This window comes from Agrobacterium sp. CFBP 3001, from assembly GCF_027871605.1.
Lineage (GTDB): Bacteria > Pseudomonadota > Alphaproteobacteria > Rhizobiales > Rhizobiaceae > Agrobacterium > Agrobacterium leguminum.
In genome coordinates, this window is the sequence record NZ_JAQAHD010000004.1 from 69,175 (window position 1) to 81,375 (window position 12,201).

Annotated in this window: 10 protein-coding genes and 1 pseudogene; 2 read left to right on the forward strand and 9 right to left on the reverse strand. The window is 60.8% G+C overall.

The annotated features are described in order from the left end of the window. Window positions 1–25: 25 nt before the first annotated feature. Together aztD and PH605_RS07295 are read right to left on the reverse strand one after the other, a co-directional pair. Window positions 26–1,276 (reverse strand): zinc metallochaperone AztD, encoded by a 1,251-nt coding sequence (gene aztD, locus PH605_RS07290; RefSeq protein WP_142844596.1) that lies wholly within the window; start codon window positions 1,274–1,276, stop codon window positions 26–28. A 279-nt stretch (window positions 1,277–1,555) separates the two neighbouring features. Next, window positions 1,556–3,067 carry an aldehyde dehydrogenase (NADP(+)) gene (locus PH605_RS07295; protein ID WP_065655639.1) on the reverse strand — a complete coding sequence of 504 codons (1,512 nt, stop codon included), beginning with the start codon at window positions 3,065–3,067 and terminating at the stop codon, window positions 1,556–1,558. Between the two features lie 244 nt (window positions 3,068–3,311). Here PH605_RS07295 and PH605_RS07300 point away from each other — a divergent pair. Continuing rightward, a pseudogene (locus PH605_RS07300) lies at window positions 3,312–3,662 on the forward strand (antibiotic resistance protein VanZ); the annotation flags it as partial. Window positions 3,663–3,819: 157 nt separating this feature from the next. Here the strand turns inward: PH605_RS07300 and uxuA are convergent. The 7 genes from uxuA to PH605_RS07335 all read right to left on the reverse strand — a co-directional run bounded on the left by uxuA (window position 3,820) and on the right by PH605_RS07335 (window position 11,034). Beyond that, window positions 3,820–5,028: a mannonate dehydratase gene (uxuA, locus tag PH605_RS07305; protein ID WP_142844594.1), complete on the reverse strand. Its 1,209-nt coding sequence runs from the start codon at window positions 5,026–5,028 to the stop codon at window positions 3,820–3,822. A gap of 16 nt (window positions 5,029–5,044) precedes the next feature. Beyond that, window positions 5,045–6,091, reverse strand: coding sequence for an L-idonate 5-dehydrogenase (locus tag PH605_RS07310; RefSeq protein ID WP_142844593.1), 1,047 nt, complete (start codon window positions 6,089–6,091; stop codon window positions 5,045–5,047). Window positions 6,092–6,161: 70 nt separating this feature from the next. Continuing rightward, on the reverse strand, window positions 6,162–7,568 hold the full coding sequence (locus PH605_RS07315; RefSeq protein WP_035220793.1) for a TRAP transporter large permease: 1,407 nt from the start codon (window positions 7,566–7,568) through the stop codon (window positions 6,162–6,164). A 4-nt stretch (window positions 7,569–7,572) separates the two neighbouring features. Further along, the gene (locus PH605_RS07320) at window positions 7,573–8,145 is read right to left on the reverse strand and encodes a TRAP transporter small permease (RefSeq protein ID WP_142844592.1); all 573 of its coding nucleotides are present in this window, start codon (window positions 8,143–8,145) and stop codon (window positions 7,573–7,575) included. 60 nt (window positions 8,146–8,205) lie between these two features. Further along, window positions 8,206–9,180, reverse strand: a complete 975-nt coding sequence (locus PH605_RS07325; protein ID WP_078052583.1) for a sialic acid TRAP transporter substrate-binding protein SiaP — start codon at window positions 9,178–9,180, stop codon at window positions 8,206–8,208. A gap of 62 nt (window positions 9,181–9,242) precedes the next feature. Continuing rightward, window positions 9,243–9,959: a FadR/GntR family transcriptional regulator gene (locus PH605_RS07330; RefSeq protein WP_065655644.1), complete on the reverse strand. Its 717-nt coding sequence runs from the start codon at window positions 9,957–9,959 to the stop codon at window positions 9,243–9,245. Between the two features lie 388 nt (window positions 9,960–10,347). Further along, window positions 10,348–11,034, reverse strand: a complete 687-nt coding sequence (locus PH605_RS07335; RefSeq protein ID WP_080857235.1) for an HAD-IA family hydrolase — start codon at window positions 11,032–11,034, stop codon at window positions 10,348–10,350. A 405-nt stretch (window positions 11,035–11,439) separates the two neighbouring features. Here PH605_RS07335 and minC point away from each other — a divergent pair, with 405 nt between their 5' ends. Next, the gene (minC, locus tag PH605_RS07340; RefSeq protein WP_161987806.1) at window positions 11,440–12,168 is read left to right on the forward strand and encodes a septum site-determining protein MinC; all 729 of its coding nucleotides are present in this window, start codon (window positions 11,440–11,442) and stop codon (window positions 12,166–12,168) included. The last annotated feature ends 33 nt before the right edge of the window (window positions 12,169–12,201 follow it).

Consider the following 12,201-nt stretch of genomic DNA (forward strand, 5'->3'; position numbering starts at 1 on the left):
CGCACGGGGTTTCTTTTGTTGGATATCAGTGCGAAGCGCCGGAGCCGCCAACGGCAACGATGGAATAGGGCTGACCTGCCACCGCAAGCGTGCGGGTTTCCGTCAGGCTTTCCGCATCCACCACGCGGATCAGGGAATGGCGCGGATCGGAGATCGCGACCTGCCCATCGGCAACAGCGAGACGTGGGCGCGGATCGCGCCAGTGGCCGTCCTTGCTGTAGGGTTCGGTCACCTTCGCCTTGCGGGTGATGGCGCCTTCCAGCACGTCAAGCACATGCAGGTCGCCGTCTTCCGTCAGGATGTAGGCGTTGCGCGGATTGGCGGGATCGAGAATGAAATCGACGCGCCGGGTCGGCAGTTCCACCAGGCGGAAGGCGTCCTTGCTGTCAGGATCGATCAGGACGACCTTGTCCTCACCGTAATTGCCGAGGAAGAACTGCATGGATTTGCCGCCCAGCAGCGTGCCGGTATAGGCTTTCGGGAAATCTTCCGGATAGGGCAGCATTTCAAGCTTGGGACCATCGGTGCCGCCGGGGCGGGCAACGAGAATGCCTTCCTTGCAGCCAAAAGCGACAAGCCGCGCGGATGTTGCCTCGCCATGCAGATCGGTGCATGCCGCCTGTTCGCCGACCTGCTTGCCCTCCCTGTCGAGAACACGCAGCCCGATGCGTGGCGGCAGCGTATCGGGTTTCGTTTCGACCTCGGTATTCGGTACGGAAACCAGAACGTAACGGCCCATGGTCACCGCCACGCCGTGATGCGGGGCGGTCGTATCGACGGTGCGGACCTTGGCCTTGCCGTCCAGCAGGGCTGCTTCATCGATGATCTCTGCCTTGCCGCCACGGTCATAAAAAAGAATGGCATGGTCATCATGCGGCACGACGTGGAAAGGGCGCTTGCCTTCGAAGGTGACGGGCAAAAGCGCCGCATCTTCCACATCCAGATCGCGATGCTCGCCATGATCGGAGAAAACGATGCCGGTCTTGATCACATGCACCATGTCGGCATCCGATTGCGTCGCGAAGACCGTCTTGCCGGAGGCGCTGGCGGTCAGCGCCGCATAGCCCTTGAGGTCGTAGCGTCCGAGTTCCTTGCCGGTTTCGAAATTGATTGCGCGCACCACGGGCTGGCTGTGATCGGCGACGAACAGCCGCCATTCCTTGACGGTGTCGCCGCTTTCTTCCGCCTGCGCCACGCCAGAGGCGAGCGGCAGGGTGAGGGCAAGGCACGTGGCAAGCGCGCTCATGCCAAGGTGCTGTTGAAGGGAAAATCTCATGGTGTTCCTTCCAGGCGTTATCATCCCCGTGCGGATACGAACCGGTATCGGTTCTGAAGGACGATTGTAATGTTATTACGTTACGAGATTGCGTATTAGCATTACGTGCGGGGGCGATGTCAACCGATGCCGACGTCTTGGTACGGAAAAATCTGGATGGGGACCGTGAGGCGGGAGAAGGGGAGGCGGTTGACGCTTCAGCGTCAGGCCGTATTTCCCGAAGGGCGGTAAAGCCGAATAAAAAGGGCAGGTGCAGCGCTGCGCCTGCCCCGATCAGTTTTAGCGGATATCGTCAGGCAGAACATCCGAAGGAATGTTCTGGTAGGAAACCGGGCGCATGAAGCGGCGGATCGACATCGTGCCAACAGAGGTTGCGCCGAAGTTCGTCGATGCCGGGTAAGGGCCGCCATGCACCATGGCTTCGGAGACTTCCACGCCGGTTGGGAAACCGTTGGCGAGAACGCGGCCGGCCTTGCGCTCGAGGATCGGCAGCAGCTTGCGACCAAGTTCGGCGTCGCCGGCATCAAGATGCATGGTTGCCGTCAGCTGGCCTTCGAAGCTCTTGGCAACTTCCAGCATTTCCTCGGTGCTATCAACCGTCACGATCAGGCCGAGGGGTCCGAAGACTTCTTCAGCAAGCGCATGGTTGGCAACCCAGTCCTTGCCCGAAACGCGGAACAGGTAAGGCGTTGCATTGCGCAGGTTGCAGGTGGTAGTGAGAACATCGCGCACGCCGTTGCCGGCAGCGATACGATCACGGCCGTCGCGATAGGCGGCGGCGATGCCGTCGGTCAGCATGACCTGAGGGCCGACTTCCGAAAGGGCCGCACGTGCGGTTTCAGCAACCGCATCCGCCTGCTCGGAGAGGATGACGGCGATGCCGGGGTTGGTGCAGAACTGGCCAGCACCCATGGTGAGCGAGCCCGCCCAGCCCTTGGCAATGGCTTCACCGCGAGCCGCAACGGCTTCCGGCAGCAGGAACATCGGGTTGACGGACCCCAGTTCGCCGAAGAAGGGGATCGGCTCGGGGCGCTGGGCGCAGAGATCGAACAGCGCGCGGCCGCCGGCGAGCGAACCGGTGAAACCGACCGCCTTGATGCGCGGATGCTGCACGAGCGCGGAACCGACATCGCGGCGGCCGCCCTGGATCAACGAGAAAACGCCGGGATGCAGATTGTGCTTCTTGACGGCGGCGAGAACGGCTTCGGCAACGATTTCGCCGGTGCCGGGATGGGCGGAATGGCCCTTGACGACGACCGGGCAGCCGGCTGCCAGAGCGGCAGCGGTATCACCGCCGGCCGTGGAGAAGGCGAGCGGGAAGTTGGAGGCGCCGAAGACCGCGACGGGGCCGATCGGGCGCTGCATCAGGCGGATATCCGGGCGCGGCAGCGGCTGACGATCTGGCAGCGCTTCGTCATGGCGACGGTCGAGATAGTCGCCCTTGCGGATGTGCGAGGCGAAAAGGCGCAGCTGGCCAACGGTGCGGCCGCGTTCGCCCTGCAAACGTCCTGCGGGCAGGCCGGTCTCGGACGAGCCGATTTCGGTGATGGCGTCGGCGCGTGCTTCGATCTCATCGGCGATGGTGTCGAGGAATGCGGCGCGCTCTTCGCGGGTGGTGTAACCGTAGCTCCAGAAGGCTTCTTCGGCAGCTTCACAGGCCGCATTCACCAGATCGACGGTGCCGACCGAAAAATCGAAAGCTTCGCCATGTGCAGGCTCGCTGCGGAATTTAGCTTCCGTTGCGACCCATTCTCCTGCAACCAGATGTTTGCCGTGCGGCTTGAAACTCATTGTGCTCTTCCCTGAAAATCTGATCCTGTGTGGAAAATCCACCCGACACCGTGACGTTGCACCGAAAGGCGACAGCGAAAACGCCATCAGCCGCGATCCTCGCCCGGTTGCCTTCTGCCTTAGCCCGTGTGGGGCCTGAGCGAAAGCCGGTTTTTCAACTATCTGACCGAAAAGTGTGATTAATTGGGCAAGGCGTGAAAAAGACCCGCTTCCGTTTACGCGCACGGCGCTCTATTGTGACGCCATGATGACAAATAGACTCCCGAAATATGTCGCCTGGTCGGTTTTTCTGCTGATTGTGATCGTTACAGTTTGCCCTATCGGCTTTCGTCCGCACACGCTGACGACGGTGGGCCTGGACCGCGCCGCGGCCTTCGCCTTCTGCTCGGCCGCCTTCGTGCTCGCCTATCCGCGTTACTGGCTGGCGATCATCGTGGCAGGCATTGCGGCGGCTTTCGGCATCGAGGCGCTGCAATTCCTGTCGCCCACCCGCCATCCGCATCTGATGGACGCCGCCGTGAAAGCCGCCGGCGTCATCGCCGGTGGGCTCGGGGCTTTTTCTTGGCTTCAGTTCAAGGCGCGATTGACCGCAGGTTCTCTCATCCGTCATTCCGGCCTTGAGCCGGAATCCAGCCAGCCCAAGTCCTTGGGCTGAAAGGAGTCTTTTCGCCGCGCGGACGCGCGTCGGCTGGATTCCGGCTCGAGGCCGGAATGACGGATAGAAAGCCGATCAAACGCGGCCGCGCTTTCGCTTAGCGATCACCCTTCGCCAGCCCGAAACGGCTGTGCGATAACGTGCGTTCGATGCCACGCAGCTCAGCCAACCCCTTCAGCCGGCCGATGGCGGGATAACCGGGTTGTGCGCCGCGCGTCAGGTCGTTGAGGATTTCCTGACCGTGATCGGGCCGCATCGGAATGGTGTGGTCTTCACGGCCCTCCGCCCGGCGGCGCGCTTCTTCGGTGAGGAGTGCGGCGATGACGGCGACCATGTCGGTTCCGCCTTCCAGATGCTCGTCCTCGAAAAAAGAGCAGGGCACGGTGTCGGTGTCGCGCGTTACATTGCGCAGATGTACGAAATGAATGCGATCTGCAAAACGGCTGGCGATGAAGGGCAGGTCATTGTCCGCCCGCGCGCCCAGCGAACCGGTGCAGAGCGTCACGCCATTGGCGCGGCTATCGACCTTTGAGAGCATATGGGCGTAGTCGGCTTCGGTGGAGAGAATACGCGGCAGGCCGAGCAGCGGCCATGGCGGATCGTCGCCATGGGCGCAGATGTTGATACCCGCCTCTTCGGCAACCGGCGTCACCTCGCAGAGGAAGTCGATGAGGTTCTGTTGCAGCCTTTCGCGGTTGATGCCGTGATAGGACCGCAGTTTTTCCAGAAGCTGGGCAAGTGTGTAACCATCCGCCGAGCCGGGCAGACCCGCGCCGATATTGCGCCCGAGGGCGGCGATTTTCGTGTCCGGCATGTCGGCGAAGCGTTTTGCCGCTTCCTCCGCCAGCCAGTCCGGATAATCGGCCTTGGCATCCGGACGTTTCAGGATGTGGATGTCGAAGGCGGCGAAATCGGGAAGGTCGAAACGCATCGCCTTTGCGCCGTGTCTGGTTTCCCAGCGCAGGTCTGTGCGGGTCCAGTCCAGCACAGGCATAAAATTATAGCAGACGGTGCGGATGCCGGAGGCGGAGAGGCGGCGCAGCGTTTCCTGCCAGTTGGTTATATGGGTTTTCCAGTCACCGGTCTGGGTCTTGATATCCTCGGAGACCGGCACGCTTTCAACCACGTCCCAATAAAGACCGCCGGCTTTGATGGCTTCATGCCGTTTGGCGATTTCGTCCACCGGCCAGACATCGCCGGTGGCGATGTGATGCAGCGCGCTGACGATGCCTTCCGCGCCCGCCTGAGCCGCATCCTGAACCGTGACCTTGTCGACCGGGCCGAACCAGCGCCATGTATGTCTCATCTTAAATCCTCAAATATCAGTCTGCGGAAAATGTCAGCTGCACCTTGCAGGCGGCAGAGCGGTCTCCGGCCTGTTCGAATGCGGCTTTCGCCTCGCCAAGCGGGAAGCTGTGGGAAATGATCGGCCGCACATCGATCCTGCGGCTGGAGATCAACCCGGCGGCAATGGCGAATTCGTCGTGGAAACGCTGTGAGCCGCGCCAGAGGATTTCCTTGCCCACCAGCGCGTTGAGCGGAATGGTGATGTCGCCGGTGACGCCCACCTGCACGATGGTGCCGCGCGGGCGCACGCAGGCAAAGGCGGCGCGAAGCGCTGGACCGGCGGCAGAGCAATCGAAAATGACGTCGAAATAACCCTTATTGTCCTGATAGGGGATGAGCGCCTCGGCGTCTTTCGCGACATTGATGGTGCGGTCGGCACCCATGGCGGGGGCGCGTTCAAGTGCGGCATCGGTAAGGTCGGTGGCGACGATGATGCTTGCTCCGGCGTGGCGGGCGGCGGCAATGGTCAGGAGGCCGATGGGGCCTGCGCCGGTCACCAGCACCTTTGCACCTGCCAGAGCGCCGGCCTGGGCCACGGCATGCAGGCACACCGCGAGCGGCTCGGTGCAGGCGGCTTCAGCCGGTGAGGTATCCTCTGAAAATCTCGCGCATTGTTTGGCGGGAACCACCAGCCGGTCGCGGAACATGCCCTGTTCATGCGGCAGGCGCATGGCGCTGCCCATGAAGCGCATTTCAAGGCAATGGATCGGCTGGTCCTTCAGGCAGAAATGGCAATGGCCGCAGGGCTGAGACGGATTGACGGCGACAAGCTGGCCGATGGCAAGCCCGCTGACACCCTCTCCCAGCGCCTGCACATGGCCGGATGCCTCATGCCCGCAGATGATCGGCTCGCGCACCCGGACCGGACCGAAGCCGCCATCCTGATAATAATGCAGATCGGAGCCGCAGATGCCGCCCGCCGCCATGGCGAGCAGCACTTCGCCAGGCCCTGGCTCGATGAGGTCCTGCGTTTCGACGCGAATGTCCCTCTGGCCGTATAGACGTGCCACGCGTGTCTGCATGACGATGCCCTCATATGTGTATGGGAGGAAGAAGCCCGCGCGGGAAACCGCGCGGGCGATGATATTGGCGTTAGCGGATCAGGCCCATTTCGGTCGGCAGCCACAGCGTGATGGCGGGAACGAAGGTGATCAGCAGCAGCGCCACGAACAACGGCACCAGCCAGGGCAGAATGGCCATGGTCGTGCGTTCGACGGAGAGTTTCGCCACGCGCGAGAGCACGAACAGCACCATGCCGAGCGGCGGATGCAACAGGCCTATCATCAGGTTGAGCGTGATGATGAGACCGAAATGCACCGGATCGATATTGAACTGCAGCACCAGCGGCAGCAGGATCGGCACGAGGATGGTGATGGCCGCAATCGTATCGAGGAAGCAGCCGACGAACAGCATCAGGAGATTGACCAGCACGAGGAAAATCCACTTGCTGTCGGTGATCGTCAGGATCGCCGCCGACAGAAGCTGCGCCGCCTGGCTGACCGTCAGCAGCCATGCGAAGACCGAGGCCGCCGCGACGATGAAGAGCACCGAAGCGGTCGTCTCAATCGTATCGAAGGTCGATTTCGCCAGCGTTTTGAAGGTCATCGTCCGGTAACGGACAAGCCCGAGGAACAACGACCAGAGGACGGCCGCAACGGCGGCTTCCGTCGGTGTGAACCAGCCCATGGTCATGCCGCCGATTAGGATGACAGGCGTCATCAGCGCCATCACGGCCGAGAAGTCGAAATACCAGTCACAGGCCAGCAATATCACCAACACGATCAGGATCGATAGGTTGAGCGACAGGCCAAACGCCGTGAGGATATAGATGCCGAGCGGCACCATCATCACCACGAAAACTTCGATCGACGCGCCGAATATGGTTCTGAGGCTGAAGGGCGTATCGGAGCCCCAGCCCTTGATATAGGCGAAGACGGCAACCGTGATCATCATCAGAAGCGTCATCACGACGCCCGGAACGATGCCGGCCATGAACAGCGCGCCGATGGAGACATTCGCCATCATGCCATAGATGACGAAGGGCAGCGACGGCGGGAAGATCGGGCCGAGCGTTGCGGAGGCGGCGGTGACGCCGACGGCCGCTTCGACCGGGTAACCGTGATCCTTCATAGCCTTGATTTCGATGGTGCCGATACCGGCCGCATCGGCAAGCGCGGTGCCGGACATGCCGGAAAAGATCACCGAGCCGATGATGTTGACCTGTGCAAGGCCGCCCTTCATCCAGCCGACCAGCGCGACGGCAAAGGAATAGATGCGTCCCGTCACACCCGCCGTATTCATCAGGTTGCCGGCGAGAATGAAGAAGGGAACGGCCAGAAGCGGAAAGCTTTCCACACCGGCGATCAGGCGCTGCGCCGCGATGATATCAGGCGCGACATTGTAGAAGACGATGTAGAGCAGCGAGGCCGAGGCCATCGATATCGCGACGGGCAGGCCGATCAGCATCAGGAGAAGAAAGGAGCCGATAAGAAGCAGCATGTGATCAATCCCCCGCGCTCTGGAATTCTTCGGGCCGCTCGAGCACGGAATAACCACGCTGCATATTGGTGATGAAGACCTGCACCGACCGGAAGAACATCAGAACGAAAGCGGCCAGAACCGTGTAGAAAACGATGTTGCGCGGCAACGCCACGGTGACCATCTCCTCATCGGCGACGATTTCCAGATAGCGCCACATCAGCCAGGAGGTGTAGGCGAAGAACAGGATACGCAGCACATCGACAAGGATCGACATGGCGCGGGCCACCTGTGGCGGCACATAGTGATAAAGCACATCCACCTGGATGTGGCGCGACATGCGCACGCACATGACCGAACCCAAAAAGACGACGCCGATCAGGCAGTTGACGGCAATTTCTTCCGTCCAGGCGTAGCTGTCGTTGAGTACGTAGCGGGTGAAGAACTGAAGGAACACGCAGCCCGTCATCAGCCAGAAGAGGCCGAGCGTGACCCAGTCTTCGAATGAATAGACCTTGAGATCGACCTCCGGCGGCGCCTCGTCGAACGTATGGGCGAGTTCCTCAGGCGTGACCTGAGTATGGATTTCCTGCGACATTGAGATATCCCGTCTGGAGAGAAAGGGCGGTGCGGCAACGGGGCCGCACCGGATCTTGGCTCACTTGACGGCGCGAATGGCTTCCCAGTCGGCCTTGTCGTAACCGAAGTCCTCGAACTTCACTTTTTCGAGGACGTTCTTCTCGAAGTCGGCCTTGTCGACCTCGGCGACGGTGAGACCGCGCTTCTTGAAGTCTTCGACGAGGCTCTTTTCGCGGCTTTCGATGGTCTTGGTGGTGCGCTCGGCGGCCTGCTGCATGACTTCGGTGAAGATTTTCTTGTCTTCATCGGAGAGCTGCGACCACAGGTTCTTCGAAATCACCGTGTTGAGGTGGTCGACGATATGGCCCGTCAGGACGATGTTCTTCTGTACCTCGAAGAACTTCTTCGCCTCGATGGTGGTCAGCGGGTTTTCCTGCGCATCGACGGTGCCGTTCTGGAGCGCCAGATAGACTTCCGCAAAGGCAATCGGGGTGGTGTTGGCGCCGCAGGCGCGCGGCATGGCCAGATAGGCCGGAACGTCAGGAACGCGCATCTTCAGCCCCGCCATGTCGGCGCAGGCGGCAATCGGCTTGTTCGATGTGGTGTGACGCGTGCCGTAATAGCTGACGGCGGCGATGTGGTTGCCGGTCTTGTCTTCATAACCCTTGGCGAGCCGCTTGAAGATATCGCTCTTGGTGTAGGCGATCAGATGGCTCGGGTCGCGAAAGATATAGGGGAAGTAGGTGACGCCGATCGGCTTGAAGTCACGCGCGGCAAAGCTGGAGCCGGAAATGATGATATCGACGGTGCCGATTTTCAGGCCCTGATTGATATCGGCTTCCTTGCCGAGCTGCGAAGCCGGAAAGACATCGATCTTGTAGCGGCCTTCGGTGCGCTTGGCGATCTCTTCCGCAGCCCAGACCGAATCGGTGTGGAACGGTTCGGAGGTCTCGTAGACATGCGCCCATTTCAGCGTGGTCTGCGCCTGCGCCGCGAGCGCGGAAAGCAGGATTGCGGCTGTTGCGCCCATCAAAGTCGACAATCTGATTTTCATTCTTAACTCCTCCCGAATTAAAGCCAGATTTCTCATTTTTCCCGTCGCCGGTTGCGGCGCGGTCACTCTTCTCCGATCGTTTCCTCCCCGAAACTTTCGGAAAATCTCTTTTGCGACAGCGTCAGATGCTGCCGCATCGCCTCTCGCGCGCCTTCCGGGTCGTTAGCGGCAATGGCGTCGCGGATTGCGCGGTGTTCCTGAACGGCAAGGTTCCAGGTGTGCGGCCCCTCGAAATAGCTGGCGAGCTTTTCGAAAAAGGGCGACAGGCTGCGCTCGTCGTAGATCAGACCGGTAAAGCGGTTCAGCGCCGAATTGCCGATGATGTCGGCAATCGCGGTGTGGAAGGCCCGGTCGAAATTGAGCGCCTGTGGTGAGTTGTCGAGTGCGCCGGCCATGCGTTCGATGATATCATCGAGCTTGGCGATGCATTCCGGTGTCGCAAGCCTTGCGGCTTCCTCCGCAATCGCGCTTTCGATGATGCAGCGCGCCTGCAGGATTTCGAATGGCCCATGTGCATCCGGCACCGGCGGCTTTTCCTTGGCCTGCTTGCCGGCTGCGCTGACATAAACGCCCGAACCCATGCGGATATGGATATGGCCTTCCACTTCCAGAACGATAAGCGCTTCGCGAACCGTCGGACGCGATACGCCGAAGCGTTCGGCAAGATCCCGTTCCGCCGGCAGGCGCTGGCCTTCGGTCAGTTCTCCGCTTTCGATGAGCAAACGAATTTGTTCCGCGACCAGCCGGTAAAGGCGGCGCGGCTCCAGAGCCACAAACATGATATCCTCCCAGCGCGAAAGTCTCCCCTGATCGCGCAAGCGGTAAGATGGTCTTACCAATTTTATTAGGGCGCATTTATGCGGTGCTGTCAATCGGCCGCTGGCGGAAAAGTGCGGGGGCGGAGTTTATAGCGGTTCAGCAGGTCGGGCGTTGTCTTATTCCGGGGCTTTTACCACTTCCGTCATTCCGGCTTGGAGGGGCATTCAGCCAGCCCGAGTCTTTGTGCATAAGAGGATGGTAAAGTTCGCAAACCTTGCCTCCGTCATGCTCGGGCTTGTCCCGAGCATCTGCTACCGGTCAGTTTTACGATAGGTGGTTAGATCCTCGGGACAGGCCGAGGATGACGCCGGGTGGGATGGCTTGTTAGCGGATAGAAAGATCGGCTTTTCAGCCCCTGCCACCTGCGAGCCTCAGGGCGCCGTTCTCGCCGATGACGACATCCAGCTCACCATATCCGCCTATGGAAAGATGCGGCGTTTCGATGAGATGGGAGTGGGTGGCGTTGATGACGACCACGGTGGCGCCCATGCTTTCCCCGGCCTGAATTCCGGCGGGGGCGTCCTCGAAGACGACGCAGTTTTCAGGCGCGACGCCGAGCTTTTCCGCCGCCTTTTTATATCCTTCCGGATCGGGCTTGCCGTTCACCACGTCCTCGGCGCAGATCATCACCGCAGGCGGGGTGAGGCCTGCGGCCGCCAGTCGGCGCTCGGCGAGCGCGCGGGCGGCGGAGGTGACGATTGCCCATTTGCCGGCCGGCAATTTTTCGAGAAATGCGGCAGCCTCGGGAATCTGGAGGATGCCGTCGACATCGTCCATTTCCTTCTGCAGCAGCATCGCCGCCTGTTCCGCGACATCCAGACCGGGAACGGCTTCGCGGCGCACCACTTCCGACGCGCGCATGCCATGGATGCGCTGCAGGAAAGCGTTCGGCTCTATGCCGTTGTCCACGGCCCATTCGCGCCAGACCCGCTCCACCACCGCAATCGAGTTGAGCAATGTTCCATCCATGTCGAACAGGAAGGCCGCATAGTCTTGCGAAAATATCTGGTTCTGCGGCGGGACTTTGCTGTGCATCTCATTCTTCCGTTGAAGCTGTCGGGACGCCTGTCTCTACAGCATCGCCGGAGATAACGGAATCGCTTTTCTACCTTGAAGGCATAATGCGATCATCTGGCCGAAGGCGGATATTGTCCCGGAATCGGACGTTCGCGTGTTCCGCGACTCGCCGGGTTGGGGTAGGGGACATGTGTGCCCATCTCGCGATGCCCGGCGTCAGGTTGCAGCAAGGATGAGCTGCTATCGTGAGTTTTCACAAGTGCCGGAAACGCGTTAAATCAAAAGGTAACGATGGATTTTGAATGTTTCGCATGAAGTTTTTCGGAGCGGAATTTTCTTAACGAATCCGCCGCTTCAGGGGTGGCGTTAACCATTTGTTAACCATATTCGAGGTACCTAATTGTCAACGATTTGTTTACCAAGATGACCAAAGTGCTAACAGACCAGCGTTCGATCCGTATCAAAGGCCGCTCCTTCCTCGCAGTCGTCCTGTCCCCCGAATCTCCGGTCGATCAATGGCTGGAAAGGCTTGATGATCTCGCCGCCCGTTCGGCGGGCTTCTTCCTGTCGCGTCCGGTGGTTCTGGATGTGTCGGAGCTGTCGCTTGACAAGGCGGGGCTGAAGGAGCTGCTGGCGGCGCTGACGGAGCGCAATGTCGGCATCATGGGTATCGAGGGCGTTCGCCCCTCGATGATCGAGCCGGGCATGCCGCCGTCGCTGAAGGGCGGAAAGCCCGCTTCCGATGTCGAGGTTGAGCCGGTCGCCATCGCTGCCGAGTTGCCGGAGGAAAAGCCGCGCACTGCCGGTGAGGTCAGGGCCGTCGTGCCGTCGCTGGTCATCAACGAGCCGGTTCGCTCCGGCCAGTCGATCATGTTTCCCGAGGGTGACGTGACCGTCATCGGTTCGGTCGCCTCGGGGGCGGAAATCATCGCCGGCGGTTCGGTGCATATTTACGGCGCCCTGCGCGGTCGCGCCATGGCCGGTTCGCTCGGCAATGTTTCGGCGCGCATCTTCTGCCGCAAGCTCGAAGCGGAGCTTCTGGCCATCGACGGCGTCTACAAGGTGGCCGAGGACATTGACGACAAGCTGCGCGGCCAGCCCGTTCAGCTCTGGCTGGAAAACGATACGATCAAGGCCGCAAAGCTCGGCTGATAACAGAGAAACAACACAGGAACAGGAGAGCCA

Excerpts from the sequence above, each read along its gene's own strand:
- PH605_RS07330 (WP_065655644.1), bottom strand. The coding sequence starts at position 9,959 with ATGTTTGTGGCTCTGGAGCCGCGCCGCCTTTACCGGCTGGTCGCGGAA.
- uxuA (WP_142844594.1), bottom strand. The coding sequence starts at position 5,028 with ATGAGACATACATGGCGCTGGTTCGGCCCGGTCGACAAGGTCACGGTT.
- PH605_RS07335 (WP_080857235.1), bottom strand. The coding sequence starts at position 11,034 with ATGCACAGCAAAGTCCCGCCGCAGAACCAGATATTTTCGCAAGACTAT.
- PH605_RS07315 (WP_035220793.1), bottom strand. The coding sequence starts at position 7,568 with ATGCTGCTTCTTATCGGCTCCTTTCTTCTCCTGATGCTGATCGGCCTG.
- PH605_RS07310 (WP_142844593.1), bottom strand. The coding sequence starts at position 6,091 with ATGCAGACACGCGTGGCACGTCTATACGGCCAGAGGGACATTCGCGTC.
- minC (WP_161987806.1), top strand. The coding sequence starts at position 11,440 with ATGACCAAAGTGCTAACAGACCAGCGTTCGATCCGTATCAAAGGCCGC.
- aztD (WP_142844596.1), bottom strand. The coding sequence starts at position 1,276 with ATGAGATTTTCCCTTCAACAGCACCTTGGCATGAGCGCGCTTGCCACG.
- PH605_RS07295 (WP_065655639.1), bottom strand. The coding sequence starts at position 3,067 with ATGAGTTTCAAGCCGCACGGCAAACATCTGGTTGCAGGAGAATGGGTC.
- PH605_RS07325 (WP_078052583.1), bottom strand. The coding sequence starts at position 9,180 with ATGAAAATCAGATTGTCGACTTTGATGGGCGCAACAGCCGCAATCCTG.
- PH605_RS07320 (WP_142844592.1), bottom strand. The coding sequence starts at position 8,145 with ATGTCGCAGGAAATCCATACTCAGGTCACGCCTGAGGAACTCGCCCAT.